Source organism: Pseudomonas sp. RL_105y_Pfl2_101 (genome assembly GCF_963970585.1).
Classification (GTDB): Bacteria; Pseudomonadota; Gammaproteobacteria; order Pseudomonadales; family Pseudomonadaceae; genus Aquipseudomonas.
Genome location: NZ_CAXAPG010000016.1, coordinates 60873 through 83714, shown reverse-complemented (window position 1 = coordinate 83714; position 22842 = coordinate 60873). Strand labels below are relative to the sequence as shown.

At 61.2% G+C, this 22842-nt stretch carries 22 protein-coding genes; 17 read left to right on the top strand and 5 right to left on the bottom strand.

Features of this window, described 5'->3' with window-relative positions:
• The first annotated feature begins 49 nt into the window (after positions 1-49).
• From murJ to ispH, 6 genes are all read left to right on the top strand, one after another.
• Complete coding sequence (gene murJ / locus AACY31_RS17870; protein ID WP_339481685.1) at positions 50-1588, top strand: murein biosynthesis integral membrane protein MurJ; 1539 nt, start codon at positions 50-52, stop codon at positions 1586-1588.
• A gap of 129 nt (positions 1589-1717) precedes the next feature.
• Positions 1718-2656, top strand: coding sequence for a bifunctional riboflavin kinase/FAD synthetase (gene ribF, locus AACY31_RS17865; RefSeq protein ID WP_339481683.1), 939 nt, complete (start codon positions 1718-1720; stop codon positions 2654-2656).
• Between the two features lie 13 nt (positions 2657-2669).
• The gene (gene ileS, locus AACY31_RS17860; protein ID WP_339504905.1) at positions 2670-5501 is read left to right on the top strand and encodes an isoleucine--tRNA ligase; all 2832 of its coding nucleotides are present in this window, start codon (positions 2670-2672) and stop codon (positions 5499-5501) included.
• Positions 5494-6006, top strand: a complete 513-nt coding sequence (gene lspA / locus AACY31_RS17855) for a signal peptidase II (protein ID WP_339481680.1) — start codon at positions 5494-5496, stop codon at positions 6004-6006. The genes ileS and lspA overlap by 8 nt, the downstream gene beginning before the upstream one ends.
• Positions 5999-6436 carry an FKBP-type peptidyl-prolyl cis-trans isomerase gene (gene fkpB / locus AACY31_RS17850; RefSeq protein ID WP_339481679.1) on the top strand — a complete coding sequence of 146 codons (438 nt, stop codon included), beginning with the start codon at positions 5999-6001 and terminating at the stop codon, positions 6434-6436. Before lspA ends, fkpB begins: the two co-directional genes overlap by 8 nt.
• Before the next feature lie 42 nt (positions 6437-6478).
• Positions 6479-7426 (top strand): 4-hydroxy-3-methylbut-2-enyl diphosphate reductase, encoded by a 948-nt coding sequence (ispH, locus tag AACY31_RS17845; RefSeq protein WP_339481678.1) that lies wholly within the window; start codon positions 6479-6481, stop codon positions 7424-7426.
• Here ispH and AACY31_RS17840 read toward each other — a convergent pair.
• Positions 7380-7919, bottom strand: coding sequence for a GspH/FimT family pseudopilin (locus tag AACY31_RS17840; protein ID WP_339481677.1), 540 nt, complete (start codon positions 7917-7919; stop codon positions 7380-7382). The two genes, ispH and AACY31_RS17840, sit on opposite strands and share 47 nt — an antisense overlap.
• Before the next feature lie 120 nt (positions 7920-8039).
• On the opposite strand from AACY31_RS17840, the gene AACY31_RS17835 reads away from it, so the two are divergent.
• The 9 genes from AACY31_RS17835 (at position 8040) to AACY31_RS17795 (ending at position 16558) form a co-directional block, all read left to right on the top strand.
• A complete protein-coding gene (locus AACY31_RS17835; RefSeq protein WP_339481675.1) occupies positions 8040-8513 on the top strand; it encodes a GspH/FimT family pseudopilin in 474 nt (157 codons plus the stop codon).
• Positions 8510-8971 carry a type IV pilus modification protein PilV gene (gene pilV, locus AACY31_RS17830; RefSeq protein WP_339481673.1) on the top strand — a complete coding sequence of 154 codons (462 nt, stop codon included), beginning with the start codon at positions 8510-8512 and terminating at the stop codon, positions 8969-8971. The genes AACY31_RS17835 and pilV overlap by 4 nt, the downstream gene beginning before the upstream one ends.
• Positions 8968-9684 carry a PilW family protein gene (locus tag AACY31_RS17825; RefSeq protein WP_339481671.1) on the top strand — a complete coding sequence of 239 codons (717 nt, stop codon included), beginning with the start codon at positions 8968-8970 and terminating at the stop codon, positions 9682-9684. The genes pilV and AACY31_RS17825 overlap by 4 nt, the downstream gene beginning before the upstream one ends.
• Before the next feature lie 11 nt (positions 9685-9695).
• Complete coding sequence (locus AACY31_RS17820; RefSeq protein WP_339481669.1) at positions 9696-10166, top strand: pilus assembly PilX family protein; 471 nt, start codon at positions 9696-9698, stop codon at positions 10164-10166.
• Positions 10153-13257 carry a pilus assembly protein gene (locus tag AACY31_RS17815; RefSeq protein WP_339481667.1) on the top strand — a complete coding sequence of 1035 codons (3105 nt, stop codon included), beginning with the start codon at positions 10153-10155 and terminating at the stop codon, positions 13255-13257. Before AACY31_RS17820 ends, AACY31_RS17815 begins: the two co-directional genes overlap by 14 nt.
• 11 nt (positions 13258-13268) lie before the next feature.
• Entirely contained in the window at positions 13269-13670 is a 402-nt protein-coding gene (locus tag AACY31_RS17810; RefSeq protein ID WP_339481666.1) for a type IV pilin protein, read from the top strand.
• Between the two features lie 57 nt (positions 13671-13727).
• The gene (gene thiO, locus AACY31_RS17805) at positions 13728-14828 is read left to right on the top strand and encodes a glycine oxidase ThiO (protein ID WP_339481665.1); all 1101 of its coding nucleotides are present in this window, start codon (positions 13728-13730) and stop codon (positions 14826-14828) included.
• A gap of 182 nt (positions 14829-15010) precedes the next feature.
• On the top strand, positions 15011-15175 hold the full coding sequence (locus AACY31_RS17800) for a hypothetical protein (RefSeq protein ID WP_185047044.1): 165 nt from the start codon (positions 15011-15013) through the stop codon (positions 15173-15175).
• 1017 nt (positions 15176-16192) lie between these two features.
• Complete coding sequence (locus AACY31_RS17795; RefSeq protein WP_339492085.1) at positions 16193-16558, top strand: DUF6124 family protein; 366 nt, start codon at positions 16193-16195, stop codon at positions 16556-16558.
• Between the two features lie 81 nt (positions 16559-16639).
• Here AACY31_RS17795 and AACY31_RS17790 read toward each other — a convergent pair whose 3' ends face one another.
• The 4 genes from AACY31_RS17790 to AACY31_RS17775 form a co-directional block, all read right to left on the bottom strand.
• Complete coding sequence (locus AACY31_RS17790) at positions 16640-17986, bottom strand: sigma-54-dependent transcriptional regulator (protein ID WP_339504901.1); 1347 nt, start codon at positions 17984-17986, stop codon at positions 16640-16642.
• Positions 17983-19572, bottom strand: a complete 1590-nt coding sequence (locus tag AACY31_RS17785; RefSeq protein ID WP_339481662.1) for a two-component system sensor histidine kinase NtrB — start codon at positions 19570-19572, stop codon at positions 17983-17985. Before AACY31_RS17785 ends, AACY31_RS17790 begins: the two co-directional genes overlap by 4 nt.
• Complete coding sequence (locus AACY31_RS17780; RefSeq protein ID WP_339481661.1) at positions 19562-19798, bottom strand: PP0621 family protein; 237 nt, start codon at positions 19796-19798, stop codon at positions 19562-19564. The genes AACY31_RS17785 and AACY31_RS17780 overlap by 11 nt, the downstream gene beginning before the upstream one ends.
• A gap of 125 nt (positions 19799-19923) precedes the next feature.
• Positions 19924-20940, bottom strand: a complete 1017-nt coding sequence (locus AACY31_RS17775; protein ID WP_339481660.1) for an outer membrane protein assembly factor BamD — start codon at positions 20938-20940, stop codon at positions 19924-19926.
• A 150-nt stretch (positions 20941-21090) separates the two neighbouring features.
• On the opposite strand from AACY31_RS17775, the gene rluD reads away from it, so the two are divergent.
• The gene (gene rluD, locus AACY31_RS17770) at positions 21091-22053 is read left to right on the top strand and encodes a 23S rRNA pseudouridine(1911/1915/1917) synthase RluD (RefSeq protein ID WP_339481658.1); all 963 of its coding nucleotides are present in this window, start codon (positions 21091-21093) and stop codon (positions 22051-22053) included.
• On the top strand, positions 22050-22775 hold the full coding sequence (gene pgeF, locus AACY31_RS17765; RefSeq protein ID WP_339504899.1) for a peptidoglycan editing factor PgeF: 726 nt from the start codon (positions 22050-22052) through the stop codon (positions 22773-22775). The genes rluD and pgeF overlap by 4 nt, the downstream gene beginning before the upstream one ends.
• Positions 22776-22842 lie beyond the last annotated feature (67 nt).

Here is a 22842-nt window from a genome sequence, read left to right as displayed (position 1 = left end):
GTGGGCGCGTTGTTCGCCTGCTGTTTATCGACAGGCAAAAACTCTTTTCATGAATCTGCTCAAATCGTTGGCTGCCGTCAGCTCTATCACGATGCTTTCCCGCGTCCTGGGGTTCGTTCGCGATACGTTGATTGCGCGGATATTTGGTGCCGGGATGGCCACCGACGCCTTCTTCATCGCCTTCAAATTGCCCAACCTGCTGCGGCGGATCTTCGCTGAGGGGGCGTTCTCCCAGGCCTTCGTGCCGATCCTGGCGGAATATAAAAGCCAAAAGGGCGACGAAGCGACCCGCACATTCATTGCCTACGTCACCGGTCTGCTGACGTTGGTGCTGGCGCTGGTCACGGCTGCCGGTATGCTCGCCGCGCCCTGGGTGATCTGGGCCACGGCCCCGGGTTTCACTGACACCCCGGAAAAGTTCCAGCTCACCTCGGACCTGCTGCGGGTGACCTTTCCTTATATATTGCTGATTTCCCTGTCGTCCCTGGCGGGGGCGATCCTCAATACCTGGAACCGCTTTTCCGTACCGGCCTTCGTGCCGACCTTGCTCAATGTCAGCATGATCGTGTTCGCAGTATTCCTGACGCCGTATTTCGATCCTCCGGTGATGGCCCTGGGCTGGGCAGTGCTGGTGGGCGGCCTGGCGCAATTACTCTATCAACTGCCGCACCTGAAAAAGATCGGCATGTTGGTGCTGCCACGGCTGAACCTGCGCGACAGCGGCGTGTGGCGGGTGATGAAGCAGATGTTGCCGGCGATCCTCGGGGTGTCGGTGAGCCAGATTTCCCTGATCATCAACACCATCTTTGCCTCCTTCCTGGTGGCCGGCTCGGTGTCGTGGATGTATTACGCCGACCGTTTGATGGAGTTGCCGTCCGGCGTGCTGGGTGTGGCCCTGGGTACGATCCTGCTGCCAACCCTGGCCAAGACCTACGCCAGTCAGGACCGCCAGGAATACTCGCGAATCCTCGACTGGGGCCTGCGCCTGTGTTTCGTGCTGGTCTTGCCCTGTTCCCTGGCCCTGGGAATCCTGGCTGAGCCGCTGACGGTTTCGCTGTTCCAATATGGTCAATTCAATGCGTTCGACGCCTTGATGACCCAGCGTGCGTTGATCGCATACTCGGTGGGCTTGCTCGGGATCATCGTGATCAAGGTGCTGGCGCCGGGGTTCTATGCCCAGCAGAACATTCGCACACCAGTGAAAATCGCCATTTTCACCCTGGCGATGACCCAATTGTTCAACCTGTTGCTTATCGGCCCGTTGGCCCACGCCGGCCTGGCCCTGGCGATCAGCGCCGGCGCGTGTCTCAACGCCGGGTTGCTGTTTTACCAGTTGCGCAAGCAGAAGATGTATCAACCGCAGCCGGGCTGGGGCAAGTTCGGCCTCAAGCTGCTGGTCGCCGTGGCGGTGATGTCGGCGGTTTTGCTGGGGGCGATGCATTTCATGCCGGCTTGGGGCGAAGGGCAGATGCTCGAGCGTTTCCTGCGCCTGGGGGCTCTGGTGGTTGCCGGCGTGGTGGCGTATTTCGGCATGTTGCTGCTGATGGGGTTCCGTCTGCGCGACTTCAACCGCAAGGCCTTGAGCTGAGGAGCGGCCCTCGATAATCCCGGGTCGGGCAGTGGTTTTGTCGGTTCGATCACTTTGGGGTGCGGTGTTGCCTGTCGTCGACCGCCGGGTGTGGTTATAATCGGCCACTTTATGAGCAAGAAGCGCGTTATGCAGCTGGTTCGAGGCCTCCACAACCTGCGCCCCCAACATCGGGGCTGTGTCGCCACTATTGGCAACTTTGACGGTGTTCACCGTGGTCACCAGGCTATCCTGGCGCGGCTGCGCGAGCGTGCGCTGGAATTGGGCGTGCCGAGCTGCGTGGTAATCTTCGAGCCGCAGCCGCGGGAGTTTTTCGCCCCGGAAACCGCCCCGGCCCGTCTGGCCCGGTTGCGGGACAAGCTGCAACTGCTGGCCGCCGAAGGCGTCGACCGGGTCCTGTGCCTGGCCTTCAACCAGCGCCTGAGCAAGCTCAGTGCCGCCGAATTCGTCGATACCATCCTGGTGGGCGGTCTTGATGTGAAGCATCTGGAAGTCGGCGATGATTTCCGCTTTGGCTGCGACCGCTCCGGGGATTTCGATTACCTGCAACAGGCCGGTATGACCCAGGGCTTCACTGTCGAAGCGGCGCAGACGGTCGAGATCGATGGCTTGCGTGTCAGCAGCACCCAGGTCCGCAATGCCCTGGCGGCTGGCGACTTCGAATTGGCCGAGCGCTTGCTTGGCCGGCCGTACCGGATTGCCGGGCGGATCCTGCACGGGCAGAAACTGGCGCGCCAATTGGGCACGCCGACGGCCAACGTGCAACTCAAGCGTCGTCGTGTGCCGCTGACCGGGGTGTTCCTGGTGAGTGTCGAGATCGACGGCAAGACCTGGCCCGGCGTCGCCAACATCGGCGTGCGACCCACGGTCCAGGGCGATGGTAAGGCCCACCTTGAAGTACATGTTCTGGATTTTGCCGGCGATCTGTATGACCGGCGTTTGACGGTGGTTTTCCACCATAAGCTGCGTGAAGAGCAGCGTTTTGCCTCTCTGGAGGCGCTCAAGACGGCGATCCATGCAGATATCGCCGCCGCCCGTGCCCTTGCCGCAACCAGCGCCAATCGCTAATGAAGAGCCTTAAATGACCGACTATAAAGCCACGCTAAACCTTCCGGACACCGCCTTCCCAATGAAGGCCGGCCTGCCTCAGCGCGAACCACAGATTCTGCAGCGTTGGGACAGCATTGGCCTGTACGGAAAGTTGCGCGAAATTGGCAAGGATCGTCCGAAGTTCGTCCTGCACGACGGCCCTCCGTACGCCAACGGCACTATCCACATCGGTCACGCGCTGAACAAGATTCTCAAGGACATGATCATCCGCTCCAAGACCCTGTCGGGTTTTGATGCGCCGTATGTCCCAGGCTGGGACTGCCACGGCCTGCCGATCGAGCACAAGGTCGAAGTGACTCACGGCAAGAACCTGGGCGCGGACAAGACCCGCGAACTGTGCCGTGCTTACGCCACCGAGCAGATCGAAGGGCAGAAGTCCGAATTCATCCGTCTCGGCGTGCTGGGCGACTTCGCCAACCCGTACAAAACCATGGACTTCAAGAACGAAGCCGGCGAAATCCGTGCCCTGGCGAAAATCGTCGAGGGTGGCTTCGTGTTCAAGGGCCTCAAGCCGGTGAACTGGTGCTTCGATTGCGGTTCGGCCCTGGCCGAGGCGGAAGTCGAGTACGAGAACAAGAAGTCCTCGACCATCGACGTCGCGTTCCCGATCGCTGATGAAGACAAGCTGGCCGCGGCCTTCGGCCTGGGCAAGCTGGCCAAGCCGACGTCGATCGTCATCTGGACCACCACCCCGTGGACCATCCCGGCCAACCAGGCGCTGAACGTCCATCCGGAATTCAACTACGCCCTGGTCGACGTCGGCGACAAGCTGTTGGTGCTGGCCGAAGAGTTGGTCGAATCCTGCCTGGCGCGCTACAACCTCGAAGGATCGGTGGTCGCCACCGCGCCAGGTTCGGCGCTGGAGCTGATCAATTTCCGTCATCCGTTCTATGACCGCCTGTCGCCGGTGTACCTGGCCGACTACGTGGAACTGGGCGCAGGCACTGGCGTGGTTCACTCCGCGCCGGCCTATGGCGTCGACGACTTCGTGACTTGCAAGAAATACGGCATGGTCAACGACGACATCCTCAATCCGGTGCAGAGCAATGGCGTGTACGCACCGTCGCTGGAGTTCTTTGGCGGCCAGTTCATCTGGAAAGCCAATCCGGCCATCGTCGACAAGCTGACCGAAGTTGGCGCGCTGCTGCACACCACCGTCATTGAACACAGCTACATGCACTGCTGGCGGCACAAGACCCCGCTGATCTACCGCGCCACCGCGCAGTGGTTCATCGGCATGGACAAGCAGCCCACCAGCGGCGACACCCTGCGCCAGCGTTCGCTCAAGGCCATCGAAGAAACCCAGTTCGTGCCGGCCTGGGGCCAGGCGCGCCTGCACTCGATGATCGCCAACCGTCCGGACTGGTGCATCTCCCGCCAGCGCAATTGGGGCGTGCCGATCCCGTTCTTCCTGAACAAGGAAAGCGGCGAGTTGCACCCGCGCACCGTCGAACTGATGGAGATCGTGGCCAAGCGCGTCGAAGCCGAAGGCATCGACGCCTGGTTCAAGATGGATGCCGCCGAGTTGCTGGGTGACGAAGCGCCGCTGTACGACAAGATCAGCGACACCCTGGACGTCTGGTTTGACTCTGGCACCACCCATTGGCACGTGCTGCGCGGTTCGCACCCAATGGGCCACGAGACCGGCCCGCGTGCCGACCTGTACCTGGAAGGCTCGGACCAGCACCGCGGCTGGTTCCACTCGTCGCTGCTGACCGGTTGCGCCATCGACAACCACGCGCCGTATCGCGAGTTGCTGACCCACGGTTTCACGGTCGACGAGTCCGGCCGCAAGATGTCCAAGTCCCTGGGCAACGTGATCGCACCGCAGAAGGTCAACGACACCCTCGGCGCCGACATCATGCGCCTGTGGGTTGCGTCCACCGATTATTCCGGCGAGATGGCCGTTTCCGAGCAGATCCTGCAGCGCAGCGCGGACGCCTACCGGCGCATCCGTAACACCGCGCGCTTCCTGCTTTCCAACCTGACCGGTTTCAACCCGGCCACCGACCTGCTGCCGGCCGAAGAAATGCTTGCGCTGGACCGTTGGGCCGTGGACCGTACCCTGTTGCTGCAACGCGAGTTGCAGGAGCACTACGGCGAGTACCGTTTCTGGAACGTCTACTCCAAAATCCACAACTTCTGCGTGCAGGAGCTCGGTGGTTTCTACCTCGACATCATCAAGGACCGCCAGTACACCACTGGCGCCAACAGCAAGGCCCGTCGTTCGTGCCAGACCGCGCTGTTCCACATCAGCGAGGCGCTGGTGCGCTGGATCGCACCGATCCTGGCGTTCACCGCCGACGAGCTGTGGCAGTATCTGCCGGGCAAGCGTAACGAATCGGTGATGCTCAACACCTGGTACGAAGGCCTGACCGAACTGCCGCAAGGCTTCGAGCTGGACCGCGCGTATTGGGATCGCGTGATGGCGGTCAAGGCGGCGGTCAACAAGGAGATGGAAATCCAGCGCGCGGCCAAGGCCGTCGGTGGCAACCTGCAGGCCGAAGTGACCCTCTACGCCGAAGACGCCCTGAGTGCCGATCTGGCCAAGCTGAGCAACGAGCTGCGCTTCGTGCTGATCACCTCCACCGCCAGCGTTGCACCTTTCGTGCAGGCGCCGGCCGATGCAGTGACCACTGAAGTCAGCGGCCTGAAACTGAAGATCGTCAAGTCGAACCACACCAAGTGCGCCCGTTGCTGGCACTGCCGCGAAGACGTTGGCGTGAACCCGGAGCATCCAGAAATCTGCGGTCGTTGCGTCGACAACATCAGCGGCACCGGTGAGGTTCGTCATTATGCCTAACGCGGCGGGCCGCTTCGGGCGGCTGGGCTGGCTCTGGTTGAGTGTGCTGGTACTGGTCATCGACCAGGCCAGCAAACACTACTTCGAGAGCTCGCTGACCATGTACCAGCAGATCGTGATCATTCCCGACTACTTCAGCTGGACCTTGGCCTACAACACCGGGGCGGCATTCAGCTTCCTGGCCGACAGTTCGGGCTGGCAGCGCTGGCTCTTCGCCTTGATTGCCGTCGTGGTCAGCGCCGTGCTGGTGGTCTGGCTCAAACGTTTGGGGCGCAATGAGACCTGGCTGGCGGTGGCGCTGGCCTTGGTGCTCGGTGGCGCCTTGGGCAATCTCTATGACCGCATCGCCCTGGGCCACGTCATCGATTTCATTCTGGTGCATTGGCAGAACCGCTGGTATTTCCCGGCGTTCAACTTTGCCGACAGCGCCATCAGCGTGGGTGCCGTGATGCTCGCCCTGGACATGTTCAAGAGCAAGAAAACCGGAGAAGCCATCCATGACTGAGCAGCGTATCGCTCAAAACACTGAAGTGAAGCTTCACTTCGCCCTGCATCTGGAAAACGGTGACACCGTCGACAGCACCTTCGACAAGGCCCCGGCGGTGTTCAAGGTCGGTGATGGCAACCTGCTGCCAGGCTTCGAAGCGGCGATCTTCGGCTTCAAGGCTGGCGACAAGCGCACCGTGGTCGTACCGCCAGAAAACGCCTTTGGTCAGCCCAACCCGCAAAACGTGCAGACCATGCCACGCTCCCAGTTTCAGGACATGGAACTGTCCCAGGGCTTGCTGGTGATCTTCAACGACGCGGCCAATACCGAGCTGCCGGGTGTAGTGAAGGCTTTCGACGACGCTCAGGTGACCGTGGACTTCAACCATCCGCTGGCGGGCAAATCCTTGACCTTCGAAGTTGAAATCCTTGAGGTCAAGGCGGTTTAAGAGTTAACGGCAATTAGCGCTCCCACAGACACGAGGCACAGCATGCAAATCAAACTCGCCAACCCCCGTGGCTTCTGCGCCGGTGTGGACCGGGCGATCGAAATCGTCAACCGCGCCCTGGAAGTTTTCGGGCCGCCGATCTACGTGCGCCACGAAGTGGTCCACAACAAATTCGTCGTTGAAGACCTACGCAGCCGCGGCGCCATTTTCGTCGAGGAACTGGACCAGGTGCCGGACGACGTCATCGTGATCTTCAGCGCCCACGGAGTTTCCCAGGCGGTACGCACCGAAGCCGCCGGTCGTGGCCTGAAGGTCTTCGACGCGACGTGCCCATTGGTGACCAAGGTGCACATCGAAGTGGCGCGCTACAGCCGTGACGGTCGCGAATGCATCCTGATCGGCCATGAAGGCCATCCGGAAGTCGAAGGCACCATGGGCCAGTACGATGCCAGCAACGGCGGTGCGATCTACCTGGTCGAAGACGAGGAAGACGTGGCGGCCTTGCAGGTTCGTAACCCTGAGAGCCTGGCTTTTGTTACCCAGACGACCCTGTCCATGGACGACACCAGCCGTGTGATCGATGCCCTGCGCTCGCGCTTTCCGGCCATCGGCGGGCCGCGCAAGGATGATATCTGCTACGCCACCCAGAACCGCCAGGATGCGGTCAAGCAACTGGCTAACGAATGCGATGTGGTGTTGGTCGTCGGCAGCCCTAACAGTTCCAACTCCAACCGCTTGCGTGAGCTGGCCGAGCGCATGGCCACACCGGCCTACCTGATCGACGGTGCCGAGGACATGCAACGCAACTGGTTCGACGGGGTCGAGCGCATTGGCATCACCGCCGGCGCTTCCGCGCCGGAAGTCCTGGTGCGCGGCGTGATTCAGCAGTTGCAGGCCTGGGGCGCAACGGGTGCCGATGAACTGGCCGGTCGCGAGGAGAACATCACGTTCTCGATGCCGAAAGAGCTGCGCGTGCGCTCCTTGCTTTAAGTCCTTTCTCGCACAGCGCCTGTTCGGCTTCGACGCTTTCCAGGTGGACGCGGCCGGAGGGCGCCAGTATCACTTGATGGTGGCTGACCGGTCCGCGCTTGGCGCAGACATGCAGCCTGCCGGCCAGGAATGCGCCGCTGGGGTACAGGGCTGCTCCCTGGTTGCCGAACCACACCCTGCGTCTCATCGGCTGGTTGCCGATCACACGGGCGTTTGCGGTGCGTTCCATCAGCAAGGTTTTCTCCTTGTTGTCCAGCATGATTCGCCAGCCCTTGCCCCAGTCATTATCTATTCCTTGGATCAAAACTCGATGGTTACGCGTGATGGCTTCGCTGCGGGCAATGCGTAACCCGCTGATCAGCAATTGCGCGGTGTCCTCGCGTTCGATGGATTCGATCAGCTCTTTGTAGCTCGCGCCGGCCCACGGCAGAACAATTGCGGCGATTGCCAGTCCCATGAGCAGTTCGATCAGGCTGAAGCCCTGTTGATACATGACGTCTCCTCCCTGGAGTACGAAAACGACGAGCGCGGTAAACCGAAACAACCGCACATACGGCGGTGGTTTGTTCTAGCGTGTAGAAGCAGGTATAGCCGACGGCAACGGAGGGCATCGATGGATCTTCGTACAAAAGGTTTCACGCTGATCGAGGTGCTGGTGGCCCTTGGCGTGTTGCTGATCCTGATCACCATGGCGGTGCCGTCATTCACCGGCTCGCTGCAGAGCACCAAGGCTGATACCGAGATCGGCGACTTGCGCCGGGCGTTGAACTTTGCCCGGATGGAGGCGATCGACCGTGGTGTCACTACACGCATTCGTCCCACGGCCCAGGACAGTGTCTGGAGCGGCGAACTGACGGTGTATGACAGTACGGGAACGCAGGCCATTGTATTGCGGGTTGTTCCAGCAATGAGCAGCGGCGCGACTCTGACGCTAACCTCAGAGGTGAACAATATTGATTTCAACAACCTCGGCGGGTTGTCGGCACCGGCCACGCCGGTGAGTTTCAATTATGTACGCGGGGCGCAGAGCAGGACGCTGAGTGTTTGTCTCAATGGAAGAATCGTATTGGGTGGAAGTTGCGGATGAGGGGTTGCAGTAAGAGGGCACAGGCCGGCATGACCTTGATCGAAGTGCTGGTGGCGGTGCTGATTCTCGGCGTCGGTTTGCTGGGGGCGGCGATGATCCAGCTCAATGCGCTCAAGTACACCGACAGTTCGCGCATGACCAGCCAGGCCAGCTTCATTGCCTACGACCTGCTGGACCGCATTCGCGCCAACTCCGGTGCCGACTACACCCTCACACCGCCCAGCTCGCCGAACCTCAACGTGGCCCGGGACCAGGACCTGTACGATTTCAAGACCAATATCATTGCCTTCGGCGGCGCCACGGCCACTGGCACCATTGCGCTGAACCAGCGGGTCTATACCATCACCATTTCCTGGGACGACGACCGGGCCGCCAACACCACCAACGCGGCCGAGGCACGGCGCAGCTTCGTGCTGACCAGCCGCGTCGCTGTCGATCCGCTAGGAACGAAGCCATGAACAGGCACAGTCGTGGTTTTGGCCTGATCGAGCTGATGATCGCGCTGGTGCTCAGCCTGATCGTCGTGCTGGGTGTCGTGCAGATTTTCATTGCCGCCAAAAATACCTATGTCAGCCAGAGTGCCGCCGCGGTGATGCAGGAGGACGCGCGATTTGCCTTGAGCAAAATGGTCCAGGAGATTCGCATGGTGGGCATGTTCGGTTGCCTGGCGACCATCATCGACGCTTCAACGGATAACAGTTTCGCTGCCAGCCAGACCACTCCAATCCGCTGGGATAACACCAACCGGAGATTGACCCTGGTAACAGCGGACATTGGGAGTGGCGGCAGCGTGCCGACCTGGACCGTCGCCTCCGATTGCCGTACCTCGGCGACGGCCTACTCGAAAGCACGGGTGCCAGCGGCGGGGCAGTTGGCCTTCCCGATCCGCCGACTGGTCTACAGCTTCAACAACAACCAATTGCTGCTGGGCAGCGGCACCGGCAATCCGCCGACCCTGTCGGTGCTGGTGGACAACGTACGGGCGTTCGACGTGATGTTTGGCGTGGCCGGCAGCGCCACGGACATCGCAGCGTCGAGCTACACCGGCAACCCGGCAGACCCGGCACTGATCCGCAGCGTGCGCCTGAGCCTGACGCTCTTTGATCCGAGAAACACCGTGCGCGAGCAGACCTTCAATGTGGTTGCCGCTTTGCGCAACCGGCTTCTATGAGGGGGCGATCGATGAGTCTCAAGCATCGCCAGCGGGGCATGGCACTGCTGGTCAGCCTGGTTTTCCTGTTGTTGCTGACGCTGATTGGCCTGTCGTCGATGCAGAGCGCCACGCTTCAGGAAAAAATGACCAGCAGCGTCATGCAACGCAACCAGTCCTTCCAGATCGCCGAGGCTGCGTTGAGGGTGGGTGAGAGTGCGGTGCAGGTCGAGACCTATTCCTTGCCCGTCTGTACCACCACGATCCAATGTGCGCCGCCGCCCGAGTCGGCGACCGTTAAGGCGGCAGGGCATTATTCATCCTCGGGGGTGACCTGGGTTGCCGCTGCCGGCGGGTTTTATGGTGTGCAGAACATCGGCACTACGCTTGCGGCGGTCAACGTCCCGGTCAATACCTCAGCGACGCTGTACCGGATCACGGCGGTGGCGGTGGTGGGCAATAACCAGCGCAGCGTGGTGGAGAGCATCTATGCGAAATACTAAGGTGCTTCGCGGCAGGTGGCAGGCGTTGTGGGGGGCGTTGCTGGGCCTTTACCTGGCGGCCCCGGTCTATGCGTTCACGCCTTCGGATTCGCCCTTGTTGAGTGCGGCCGCCGTTACGCCCAACGTGATGCTGCTGATCGATGATTCGGGGAGCATGAACAACATTATCTGGGCGGCGGGGTTTGATCCGAATGTGTCCCGGCCGACTGTTTATACATGCGAGTCGAATAATCACTGCAACAGCATTGCCAGACTGGATATGGACGATGGCAATGTTTTGCTGGCGAGCCTGTCCCGAGGCGGTTGTTCCAAGGCGGGCAACTGGTATGGCTTTTATCGAAGCGATCTTGGAGATGTCTGCCTGAGACTCCCCGACCCGGTGGGTAACGGGAATACGCGTTACACAGCCAAATACCTGTCTTATTTGCTGACCTTGTCCAATGGGTCGAACCGGGACTTCACCAGCGGCTCAATACCTGATGACTACCGAATCAACGTGGCACAGAGCGTGTCCAACGATCTGGTCGCCAATAACCGCGCCCTACGCATCGGCCTCGCCACCTTCAACCCACCCAGCTTCAGCAACTCCGGCCCTGGGGGCTACATTGCCCGTGCCATCAGCGACCTGTCGCCGGTCAGCGGCAGCGTGACCCAGGCCCAGGCCAACAGCAACTACAGTGCCCTGATCAATGCGATCAACGGTTTGGGTGCCGTGGCGAATACGCCGCTGGCCGAGAGCTATTACGAAGTCACCCGCTACTTCAGGGGCATGGCGCCTTACTTCAACGGCACGCCGAGCACCTACACCAGCCCGATCCAGTACCGTTGCCAGAAAAATTTCGGCGTGGTGATCACTGACGGTCTACCCACCTTTGATCGGACGTTCCCCACCAACGACCCGCTGGGCTTGGCTCGGCTGCCGAATTGGGATGGCATCAACAACGATGGCGCCGATCTCAATGGTGATGGCGAGGGTGACACGCTTTACCTGGATGACATCGCCAAGTTCGCCTTCGACATCGATATGCGTTCCACCGGCACCGACGCCACCGGCCAGAGCTGGAATGCCACGGATTTTCCCCGGCAGTACCTCAATACCTACACCGTGGGGTTTACCGCCAGCAACCCGATGTTGTCCGACGCCGCTCGCTATGGCGCAGGCAAGTATTACCAAGCGAGCGACAGCGAAGGCCTGAACTCAGCATTGGCCTCCGCCCTGAGCGATATCACTTCCAAGGCCGGTTCCGGGGGCGCTGGTACGACCAACGCCGCCACGTTGTCCAGTACCTCCAGTTACTACCAGACCACCTATAACCCCAAGGACTGGCGCGGTACGCTCCGGGCGTTCGGCTTCACCGCGACAGGTACGGTCAACAGGGCCGCGGTGCAGTGGACCACCGACACCGCCATCGTGCCCGGCGCCACGGCACCGATTTACCAATCCTGGAACACGGCGACCAACGTGCCCGTGACCCTGGCCTACAGCAACTTTTCGACGGCTCAGCAAACCAGCCTCAGCCAGAGCCTACCGACGGGGGTCACCGGTAACGACCTAGTGGAGTGGAGCAAGGGCGTCAACAAAACCGGTTTGAAGGTGCGCAGTGTCTTGCTGGGGGACATCATCAATTCGCCGCTGGTACTGGCATCACCCAATGAACAGACCGCTGCGGATTTGCTCAACGACACCAGCTACAGCACGTACCTGACGACCAAGGCGGCGAACATGAACACCAGCCTGGTGGTGAACGCCAACGACGGTTTTTTCAGCGTCATCAACAGTGCAAACGGTACGCGGCGCTATGCTTATATGCCGTCGAGCGTGCTGCCATCGTTGCAGAGCATTGCCGACACTACCTACGTCAATGGTGTGAGCCACAAGTTTTTAGTGGACGGACAGATCGGCGTATTCGATACGCAATCGGGGAGTGCCTGGAAGACGGTGGCCTTGGGTGGCACCGGTGCCGGGGGCAAGACATTCTTCGCGGTCCAGCTGTTCGATGCGACGGCGGGCAATGTGTTGCGGGCATTGTGGGAAATCAGCGCGCCAGCCGTTGCCAACACGACCAACGCCTTCAATGACCTGGGTTACGCCTACGCCCGCCCCGAAGTCGCCCGCCTGGCGGATGGGCGCTGGGCGGCGTTCATCTCCAACGGCTACGGCAGCAACAGCGGTGTCGCGGCGTTGTACGTGGTGGATATCCGTGACGGCTCGTTGATCAGGAAAATTGTTGTTAACAGCAACGAGACCGGTAATGGCTTGTCGTCGGTCAAGCTGCGGGTCAACTCCCAGAATGTGGTGCAGGCGGCATACGGTGGCGACCTGAAAGGGCGGATGTGGAAGTTCGACCTCAGCGGCACCTCTCCGACCACCTGGGGCGTGGCATTTTCCGGCCAGCCGTTGTTCACCGCCCCCGGGGGCTCGACCCAGCCGATCACCGTTCAACCGCTGCTGGCGGACAACCCGCAGGGCGGTACCCAGGTGTTTTTCGGCACCGGCAAGTTCAACGAAACGGCTGATAAACTCAACAAGGACCTGCAAGGGTTCTACTCGATATGGGACGCCACCGGCGGTGCCGGGCAAATCACCGTGTCGAGCCTGCAGGCCCAGTCGATCACGGGTGTGTTCTCAGGCAACACGGGGCAGTTCGTGACCACCAGCCAGACCGACGTGGCTTATCCGACGAAAAAGGGTTGGTACCTGCCGTTGGTGTACAACAATGCGCTGACCGGGGAGCGGGTAATCAACCCGGCCAACCTGGTGCTAGGGCGCGTGGTCTTTACCACGGCCGCCGTGGACACCACCGACCCGTGCGCCAGCTTCGGTACCGGCAAACTGATCGAATTGGATGCGTTCAACGGTAAGATGCTCAACTATGCGGTGCTCGATACCAACGGTGATGGCACACTCAACAGCTCCGACACGATTTCCAGCGGGGTGGTGTTCACGGGTGGTATCCCGACCTTGAGCGCTGTGGTCAGCGCCAGCGGGGCCACCAACATGATCGTCAACGACTCCAGCGGCAATATCACCGAGCTGCTGGAAAAATCCGTGGGCGGCAGTCGTCGCATCATGTGGCGGCAAATACAATGAAGAGGCAAGGCATGCGCAGATCCAACCGGGGTTTCACCTTGATCGAAATCATGATCGTGATTGCGATCATCGGTATCGTGATCACCATTGGCTATCCGAGCCTGACCGAATACATGAAGAAGGGCCGGCGCACCGAAATTGCCGGGCTGTTATCAGAGCAGGCGCAGATTCTCGAGCGCTACTACTCGAAGAACAACCGCTACACCGAAGCGACTGGCCTGAGCCGCGGCAACGATTTCTACACCATTAACCTGGTACCAACGGACCAGAGCTTCATTCTGACGGCTGTGCGCAAGAGCGGCTCGTCCATGGCGACGGACAAATGCGGTGACTTCAAGATCACCAATACCGGGGTACGAAGCATCGAAAATGCTGCCGCCGGGGTGACCCCCAAGGATTGTTGGGGCCGCTGAGTTTCTTTTATCCGGGCGCGTTTTTGCGCTCTTTGTTTTAGTGAGTCGAATCAGAACATGACCAGGCAACAGCAAGTGGTGATTGTCGGCGGCGGAGTCATTGGCCTGCTGACGGCGTTCAATCTGGCGTCAGAAGGGCAGCGTGTGCTGCTGCTGGACCGTTCCAGTGTCGGTCAGGAATCGTCCTGGGCCGGCGGCGGTATCGTGTCGCCGTTGTACCCCTGGCGCTACAGCCCGGCGGTCACGGCGCTGGCCCATTGGTCGCAGGATTTTTATCCACAGCTGGGCGAGCGCTTGTTCGCCACTACCGGGATCGATCCGCAAGTGCATGTCACCGGTCTGTATTGGCTGGACCTGGACGATCAGGACGAAGCGCTGGCCTGGGCCGAGCGGCAAGGGCGCCCGATGCGGGCTGTGGATATTACGGCTGTCCACGATGCCGTGCCGGTGTTGGGCGCGGGTTTTTCCCGGGCGATCTACATGGCCGACGTGGCCAACGTGCGCAATCCCCGGTTGGTGAAGTCCCTCAAGGCTGCCTTGCTGGCGCTGCCGAACGTCACGCTTCATGAGCAGTGCGAAGTCAGTGGGTTCATTCGCGACGGTGGGCGTGTAGTGGGCGTGCACAGTTCTGCTGGCGAAATTCGTGGCGATGAGGTGGTGCTGGCCGCCGGTGCCTGGAGTGGCGAGTTGCTCAAGACCTTGGGCTTGAAGTTGCCGGTTGAGCCGGTCAAGGGCCAGATGATTCTGTACAAGTGCGCGTCGGATTTTCTGTCGAGCATGGTCCTGGCCAAGGGGCGTTATGCGATTCCGCGTCGTGATGGGCATATTCTGGTTGGCAGTACGCTGGAGCGTGAAGGCTTTGACAAGACCCCGACGGATACGGCGCTGGAGAGCCTGAAGGCTTCGGCACAGCAGTTGATTCCAGCGTTGGGCGGTGCCGAGGTGGTCGGGCATTGGGCTGGGTTGCGGCCTGGGTCGCCTGAAGGCATTCCTTATATCGGCGAGGTGCCGGGGGTTGCGGGGCTGTGGTTGAATTGCGGGCATTATCGCAATGGGCTGGTGTTGGCGCCGGCGTCGTGTCAGTTGTTTACGGATTTGATGTTGGGGCGTGAGCCGGTGATTGATCCTGCGCCGTATGCGCCGGCGGGGCGGTTGTAAGGTTCGGTTTTTCCTGTGGGAGCGAGTTTGCTTGCGATGGCGGTGTGTTGATCGAGTACATATCCCTTGCTGCGGTAACGGCTGCCTAGGGTTCCGCCCTTACGGCGGCTCACTTTTGGAAGAGCGCCAAAAGTAAGCAAAAGCGCTTTGCCCCACCACTCGGTGCCTCGCCTAGGCTCGGCATGCCCTCACTCCGGCATTGCTCCGTGGGCCGCCGCGAAGGGCCATCCATGGCCCAGCGCGGCTATCCCGGCATCCATGCCGGGATGCCCACGGATCAATGCCTGCGTTCGGCCATCGTGGTTAACGGGGCGCCCGAGATCAACGTCCGCCCCGAGGCGGCCTAGTAGCCGACCTGGCTCTCCCGGTCGTACACCCGTCAAATCTGTTTGAGCAGGACCTGTGGGAGCAAAGCTTGCTCGCGAGGCGGCCTGACAGCCGGCCTGGTTCTCCCGGTCGTACTCCGATCCCATTGTGGGAGCGAGCCTGCTCGCGAAGACGGCGGTACATCCAAGGCTGATGCAAGCTGATCCACTGCTATCGCGAGCAAGCTCGCTCCCACAGGGATTTGCAGTGGCCAAAAATCTGTAGATCGTCGCCGACCCAGTGTGGGAGCGAGCTCGCTCGCGAAGACGGCGGCACAGGCGATGAATATGTTGAATGCTCCGGCCCCTTCGCGAGCAAGCCCGCTCCCACAGGAGAAACGCGATCACCCTAAATCAGGTCGGCTGTTAGGCCGCCTCGCGGTGGACGTTGATCTCGGGCGCCCCGTTAACCACGCTGGCCGAACGCAGGCATTGTGGAGTGGGCATCCCGGCATGGATGCCGGGATAGCCGCGCTGGGCCATGGATGGCCCTTCGCGGCGGCCCACGGAGCAATGCCGGAGTGAGGGCACACCGAGCCTAGGCGAGGTGCCAAGTGGTGGGGCAAAAGCGCTTTGGTTACTTTCGCGCTTTTCGAAAGTGACCCGCCGTCAGGGCGGAACCCTAAGTAGCCGTTACCGCAGAAACGGATATACACACCGCCCTCACAGCCGACCAAGCTTTGTGGGAATGGTCGGACAAGATTCTGATTCGAGCCGAATTTTCCGACGAGTTCTGGCGGTTGCCGGGTGGGAAGAACTCTGGCTAACCTTTTCCCGTCGCTGCCAATTCAGCGTCCGGGCGTCGCGGCCCGTTAACTTGGTGCATAATTCCAGCCGACGACGGTGCTTCGGTATTTGTCGTTGTGTCATGGTTGGCTGTGCGTGGGATACCTTCGGGTATGCCGAAGCTCCAAGTTCGGTCCGCGAACCTGCGTACAGCTGCCACCTCCAATCGCGTCGCGGCGATCGGTGACAGCTCCAAAAACTTGGAGATGCACAATGATTAAAGATACACCCAACCCCCCAGAAACAGGTTCCTCGTCAACCCACGTCGATCCTGATCACCAAAAGCTCGATGAAGCCGCCAAACGCGCCCTCGACTATTACCTCGGCCCAAAGCCCGAAACCAAAAAGAAACCCGCCTCAAACCAGTTATTCACTGTCGTGGCCGGCATCGACACCGAATGCCTCCTCACCAACCTCAGCGAAACCCTGGCCTCCGCCAACGCAACAATCAGCGATCTGGCTTTCGAGCTTGACGGTTCGAGACGGTATATTGCCTTGGGGGTACTGCAGTTGATTGAGCTGAGTGAATTACTGGCCAATCGTGTTCTGGACGAGCAGGCGCCTGCGGACGGAAGATAGTCGCGGCGGCAAACATGAAACCCGTGGCAAGGGAGCAAGCTCCCTCGCCACAGGGGTAAGCGTGAGCTTCAAAACCGTGGCTCAATCCAGCCCAAGCTTCTTCAACCGATACCGCATCGACCGAAACGACAACTTCAACCGCTGCGCCGCCGCCGTGCGGTTCCAGCGGGTTTCCTCCAGCGCCTGGAGGATGAGCTTGCGCTCGACGTCTTCCAGGTAATCCTCCAGGTTGTCGACCTGCATCAAATCGGGATTACCTGCCTCAGTAGTACTATTGCCCTCGGCCAAACGCAGATCATCCGCTTCGATCTGCTGCTGTTCGCAAAGGGTGTAGGCCCGTTCGAGCATGTTCTCCAGTTCCCGCACGTTGCCCGGGAAGCGGTAACTCCTGAGAGCGTCCAACGCCTGGGGATGCAACTTGGCCGGTGGACTACCGGTGTTGGCTGCCAGGCGCTGAAGCATGTGGTTGGCCAGCAGCTCGATGTCTTCACGGCGTTCACGCAACGGCGGGACGCGCAGTTCGATGACGTTCAGCCGGTAATACAAATCCTGGCGAAAGCGCCCGGCGGCGACTTCGGCGTCTAGGTCTTTGTGGGTCGCACAGAGTATGCGTACATCCACCACTTCTTCCTGTTGGCCGCCAACGGCGCGCACGGCCTTTTCCTGGATGGCTCGCAGCAGCTTGACCTGCATCGCCAAGGGCAGGTCGGCCACTTCATCGAGGAACAAGGTCCCGCCATGGGCGGCCTGGAACAGCCCCGGCTTGTCTTCGATGGCGCCGCTGAAACTGCCTTTTCGATGGCCGAAAAACTCGCTTTCCATCAGCTCCGTGGGAATCGCCCCACAGTTGACCGGTACAAAGCCCAGGTTGGCACGAGGGCCTTGTTCGTGGATCAGCCGGGCGACCAGTTCCTTGCCGCAGCCCGATTCCCCGCTGATGTACACCGGAGCCTGGCTGCGGGCGAGTTTTTCGATCTGCTTGCGCACGCTGAGCATGGGGGGCGAGTTGCCCAGCAGGCTGCGCTCGAGGGTGGTGCCCGGCGTGGTAACCGGCGGCAGGCGCAGGGCACTGGTGACCAGCTCCCGCAGCCGACCCAGGTCGACCGGTTTGGTCAGGAAGTCGAAGGCGCCAGCCTTGAGGGCGTCGATGGCGGTTTCCAGGCTGCCATAGGCGGTGATCATCGCCACGGGCAGTTGGGGGTAACGTTGCTGGATGTGCTGCACCAGTTCCAGGCCGGTGCCATCGGGCAGGCGCATGTCGGTCAGGCAGAGGTCGAAGGCATCCCCCGCCAGTAGGGCTTGGGCCTCGGCAAGGTTCTTGGCGCTGCGGGTGTCGAGTTTCATCCGGCCCAGGGTGATGTCCAGGAGTTCGCGGATGTCCGGTTCGTCATCGACGATCAGGATTCGTTGCCGTGAGCGATTGTTCAAATCTGTTTCCGTCCGTGAGCAAAGGTGATGCGAAAGCAGCCGCCGCCTTGGCGTGGTTTGAAGTCTAGGCGGGCCTGGTTGCTTTCGCACAGCTCACGGGACAGATAGAGCCCAAGGCCGGTGCCCTGGCTGCTGGTGGTAAAGAAGGGTTCGAACAAATGCGCCTGCTGCTCGGGTGTTACACCGGGGCCGTTGTCGATGATGTCCAATGTGGACAGCTGGCTGTGGGGGTCGATGAACAGTTTCAGCCAGGCCTGGGCCTGTTCGTGGGCCATTGCGCTGTGGCGCCAGGCGTTGCGCAGCAGGTTATCAACTACCTGGGTCAACTGGTCGGGGTCCATCAGCGTGGTGTAGTCGCCCGGGTCGATGCTCAGGTGCAAGTGCTGGTGCTCGGCCATGCTTTCGCGGGCCTGCCGGACGAATGGGTCGAGCCAGGTCCGCAGGTCGAGGCGTTGAGGGGTGGTTTGCTGGCGGCGAGACAGCTGCAGGACGTTTTCAATGACGCGATTCATTCGTTGGGAGTGATCTTGAATAATCTGCGTCAGACGCCGATCCGCGTCGTTCAGTTCCTCGGATTCGCGCAGTAATTGCGCTGCGTGGCTGATGGCGCCCAAGGGGTTGCGGATTTCATGGGCAATGCCAGCAGTGAGGCGCCCGAGGGAGGCGAGTTTCAGTTGCTGGGCCTGCTGGGCAACCTGGGCCAGGTCCTCAAGGAATACCAGGAACTGCTGCTGGTCGTAATGCCCCAAGGCGATGAAGCTCGGTTGTAGGGTCAGGCCTGTGCCGGTCACGGTCAGGCTGGGGGGGCGCAGGCTGGGGTTGTTCAGCCACAATTGCAGGCGTTCGACCAGGGCGGTGCAATAGTCATCGATCCGCTGGCCGACCAGGTCGTGCATGCCCAGCAGGTTCAAGGCGCTTTCGTTGGCTAATTGCACGCGCCGCTCGCGGTCGAGCACCAGGATGCCGGTGCGCATGCGTTGCAGGATCAGTGCGTTGAGCGCTTCGAGGCCGATCACCTCGCTGGCCCGTTGCTCGGCCAGGGTTTCACTGGCTTCCAGTCGCCGGGTCAGGCCCTGTACCAGCAGGGCGGCGGCAAAGCACAATGCCCCCAGGGTGCCGGCTTGCAGATAACTGCTGGGACGGTTTGAGTCGCTCAGGCCAAGGAAAAAAGTCGACCCGACGATACCGATCGTGGCGACAGCGGCGATCAACAGGCCGACCCGGCTTCGCAACAGCGTATTGCCGATGGCCACCGAGACAATGAGCAGGTTGCCGATGGCACTGGGCACACCGCCCGCGGCGAAGAACAGCCACGAGAGCAGCAGCACGTCGGTGACTGCCAGGCCGAACAGCCGGGCAGGGCGGCGGGTGTTCTCAAGGAACACCACCAGCAGGATATTCAGCACCAGATACAACCAACTGCCACTGCGCAGCAGGTCGTCATTGGCGAACTCCAGCAGGCGGTTGTCCAGTTTGCTGGAAATCAGCAGCACCAGGGTGATGCCGATGCTCAGGCGATACAGGTGATAGAGGCGCAGCAGGCGCTGTGCCTGTTTTTCGCGCGGGTTTGAGGCCTCAGCGCTCACGACTGCCTGGGCCTTGCTCGAGGTGAGCCTGGCTGCAATACCACTGTTGTTCGAGGGCCAGCGCCCGGTCACGGGGCAGGTGTACGCCGCAATGGGCGCAACGGACCATGGGCGGTGCGTCCTGTTCCTGGGGTGGACGGGACGCGCGGGCGCTGGTCTTCTTCACCCCGCGAAAGATCCAGATAGCTGAGGCGACGACGGCGAACAAGATCAATAAACGAAGCATGATGGGCGGCTTTTTGACTAGAGATCAGGCAGTTTAGCCAAGGACAGGAACGGCGCACAGCGCAATAAAACCCAGGCATAAAAAAAGGGAGACCATCGGGTCTCCCTTTTGTGAATACCTTGGTCTTAGTCGAACAGGCCAAAGGTCAGGTGGCTGAACCAGGAGCGGTCGCTGGACTCGCTTTCAGGCTCTTCTTCCTCGATCACGTCGCCATTTTCATCCTTGGGCTTGAGTTCGTTCGGGATGGCTTCCTTGGCATCCTGGAACTGGCGCTGTACGTCCTGGTTGGCGCGTGTCTCTCCTGGCGGCAGGGGTGGGCGGGACTCGATCAGGCCCAGGGTCGCCTTGCTCAGCCACGAACGGTTGTCCGCTTCGTCGACCTTTGGGGTGAACTGGCCATCGACCAGAGAGGGGTGATCCGGGTAGTTCAGCTTGAGGGTTTCCAGGCTGGTGGCCGCCAGTTCGTCCAGGTGCAGGCGCTGGTAGGCTTCGGTCATCACCGCCAGGCCGTCACCCACCGAAGGGGTTTCCTGGAAGTTTTCCACTACATAGCGGCCGCGGTTGGCGGCGGCGACGAAGGCCTGGCGAGTCAGGTAGTAGTCGGCCACGTGGATTTCGTAGGAGGCCAACAGGTTGCGCAGGTAGATCATGCGCTGCTTGGCGTCCGGCGAGTAGCGGCTGTTGGGGAAGCGGCTGGTCAACTGGGCGAACTCATTGTAGGAGTCGCGCGCGGCGCCCGGGTCACGCTTGGTCATGTCCAGCGGCAGGAAGCGTGCCAGCAGGCCGACGTCCTGGTCGAAGGAGGTCAGGCCCTTGAGGTAATAGGCGTAATCGACGTTCGGGTGCTGCGGATGCAGGCGAATGAAACGCTCGGCGGCGGACTTGGCGGCTTCCGGTTCGGCGTTCTTGTAGTTGGCGTAGATCAACTCCAATTGGGCCTGATCGGCGTACCGACCGAACGGATACCGCGACTCCAGCGCCTTCAGTTTGGCGGTGGCGCTGGTATAACTGTTGTTATCCAGGTCGTTCTGCGCCTGTTGGTACAGTTCGACTTCGCTCAGGTTTTCGTCTACGACTTCCTTCGACGAGCAAGCAGCAGTCAATGCGAGGATGGCGATCAGCAGCAGGTGTTTCACTTGCATGGCGGCTTGCGTCCCTATGACGGCCGCTGTCTTGGGCGGGGCCGTCCTGTTATGATGAGCGCCCCGTTGAAAGCCTCGGGGCAAAAGACGCCGTATTTAACCACAAGCGCGCAGCCGAAACCAAAGGCTGTGCCGACGCCCAGTCCGAGCATGTCCGATAAAATAGAACTTCGCGCAGAGGTGCCGTCCGAATTGGGCGGCCAACGCCTCGATCAAGTCGCCGCACAACTCTTTGCCGAGCACTCTCGCTCGCGCCTTTCCGCCTGGATCAAGGACGGCCGCCTGACTGTGGATGGGGTGGTGATCCGCCCGCGCGACATCGTCCACGGCGGCGCCATTCTTGAACTGACTGCCGAACAGGAGGCCCAGGGAGAATGGGTCGCCCAGGACATTGCCCTGGACATCGTCTACGAAGACGATGACATCCTGGTGATCAACAAGCCTGCGGGCCTGGTGGTCCACCCGGCCGCCGGCCACGCCGACGGCACCCTGCTCAATGCCTTGCTGCACCACGTACCGGACATTGTCAATGTGCCGCGTGCCGGCATCGTCCATCGCCTGGACAAGGACACCACCGGTCTGATGGTGGTGGCCAAGACCATCCAGGCGCAGACACAGTTGGTCACACAGCTGCAAAGCCGCAGCGTCAGCCGCATCTATGAATGCATCGTGATCGGGGTCGTCACCGCGGGTGGCAAGATCAACGCCCCCATCGGTCGTCACGGCCAGCAGCGCCAGCGCATGGCGGTGATGGAGGGCGGCAAGCAGGCGGTCAGCCATTATCGCGTGCTGGAGCGTTTCCGTTCCCACACCCATGTACGGGTCAAGCTGGAAACCGGCCGGACCCACCAGATTCGTGTGCACATGGCCCACATCAACTTCCCGTTGGTGGGCGACCCGGCCTACGGCGGTCGTTTCCGCATTCCGCCGGCTGCCAGCCAGACCATGGTCGAATCGCTGAAGAATTTCCCGCGCCAGGCGCTGCATGCACGTTTCCTGGAGCTGGATCACCCGACGACCGGTAAGCGCATGAGCTGGGAGTCGCCGTTGCCGGATGACTTCGTCTGGCTGCTGACGTTGCTCAAGCAGGACCGCGAGGCGTTCATCGGATGAATGACTGGCTGATACCCGACTGGCCTGCGCCGGCCCGGGTCAAGGCCTGCGTCACGACCCGTGCGGGTGGGGTCAGCCTGGCGCCGTTCGACAGCCTCAACCTGGGTGACCATGTGGGCGACGACCCTACGGCCGTCGCCGAAAACCGTCGTCGCCTCACTGATCAATTCGCCATCACCCCGGCCTGGTTGCAGCAAGTCCATGGCATTGCCGTGGTCGAGGCTGATCCGAGCCAGGTGGCGACCGCCGATGCCAGTTGGACCGACACGCCGGGTATCGCCTGCACGGCGATGACGGCGGACTGCCTGCCTGTGCTGTTTTGCAACCGTGCCGGCACCCGTGTCGCGGCGGCCCATGCCGGCTGGCGCGGGCTGGCGAACGGCGTGCTGGAAGCCACCCTCGACAGCTTTGCTGTGCCCGCGGATGAAATCCTTGCCTGGCTCGGCCCGGCCATCGGTCCGCAGGCGTTTGAAGTCGGGCCGGAAGTCCGTGAAGCCTTCATCGTGCAACTGCCCCAGGCGGCACAAGCCTTTGCCGCGAGCCGCAACACCGGCAAGTTCTTGGCCGATATTTACGCGTTGGCACGGCTGCGCCTGGCCGCACGCGGTGTCACGGCCGTCTACGGTGGCGGTCTCTGCACCGTGACTGACCCTCGTTTCTTTTCCTTCCGCCGCAACCCGCGCACCGGTCGCTTTGCTTCGCTGATCTGGATCGAACGCTAGACTTCTCTGATCTGTATCAAGGGCGCCCGGCTTGAATCTTCCAGAATCGACCGCATCTATAACGGTA

Coding starts and splice junctions, on each gene's coding strand:
- fkpB (WP_339481679.1), top strand. CDS start 5,999: ATGACTGAGCAGCGTATCGCTCAAAACACTGAAGTGAAGCTTCACTTC.
- pgeF (WP_339504899.1), top strand. CDS start 22,050: ATGAATGACTGGCTGATACCCGACTGGCCTGCGCCGGCCCGGGTCAAG.
- AACY31_RS17840 (WP_339481677.1), bottom strand. CDS start 7,919: ATGTATCAACAGGGCTTCAGCCTGATCGAACTGCTCATGGGACTGGCA.
- pilV (WP_339481673.1), top strand. CDS start 8,510: ATGAGGGGTTGCAGTAAGAGGGCACAGGCCGGCATGACCTTGATCGAA.
- AACY31_RS17815 (WP_339481667.1), top strand. CDS start 10,153: ATGCGAAATACTAAGGTGCTTCGCGGCAGGTGGCAGGCGTTGTGGGGG.
- AACY31_RS17835 (WP_339481675.1), top strand. CDS start 8,040: ATGGATCTTCGTACAAAAGGTTTCACGCTGATCGAGGTGCTGGTGGCC.
- AACY31_RS17780 (WP_339481661.1), bottom strand. CDS start 19,798: ATGCTTCGTTTATTGATCTTGTTCGCCGTCGTCGCCTCAGCTATCTGG.
- lspA (WP_339481680.1), top strand. CDS start 5,494: ATGCCTAACGCGGCGGGCCGCTTCGGGCGGCTGGGCTGGCTCTGGTTG.
- ileS (WP_339504905.1), top strand. CDS start 2,670: ATGACCGACTATAAAGCCACGCTAAACCTTCCGGACACCGCCTTCCCA.
- rluD (WP_339481658.1), top strand. CDS start 21,091: ATGTCCGATAAAATAGAACTTCGCGCAGAGGTGCCGTCCGAATTGGGC.
- AACY31_RS17775 (WP_339481660.1), bottom strand. CDS start 20,940: ATGCAAGTGAAACACCTGCTGCTGATCGCCATCCTCGCATTGACTGCT.
- AACY31_RS17795 (WP_339492085.1), top strand. CDS start 16,193: ATGATTAAAGATACACCCAACCCCCCAGAAACAGGTTCCTCGTCAACC.
- AACY31_RS17820 (WP_339481669.1), top strand. CDS start 9,696: ATGAGTCTCAAGCATCGCCAGCGGGGCATGGCACTGCTGGTCAGCCTG.
- murJ (WP_339481685.1), top strand. CDS start 50: ATGAATCTGCTCAAATCGTTGGCTGCCGTCAGCTCTATCACGATGCTT.
- AACY31_RS17825 (WP_339481671.1), top strand. CDS start 8,968: ATGAACAGGCACAGTCGTGGTTTTGGCCTGATCGAGCTGATGATCGCG.
- ribF (WP_339481683.1), top strand. CDS start 1,718: ATGCAGCTGGTTCGAGGCCTCCACAACCTGCGCCCCCAACATCGGGGC.
- thiO (WP_339481665.1), top strand. CDS start 13,728: ATGACCAGGCAACAGCAAGTGGTGATTGTCGGCGGCGGAGTCATTGGC.
- ispH (WP_339481678.1), top strand. CDS start 6,479: ATGCAAATCAAACTCGCCAACCCCCGTGGCTTCTGCGCCGGTGTGGAC.
- AACY31_RS17800 (WP_185047044.1), top strand. CDS start 15,011: ATGCCCTCACTCCGGCATTGCTCCGTGGGCCGCCGCGAAGGGCCATCC.
- AACY31_RS17810 (WP_339481666.1), top strand. CDS start 13,269: ATGCGCAGATCCAACCGGGGTTTCACCTTGATCGAAATCATGATCGTG.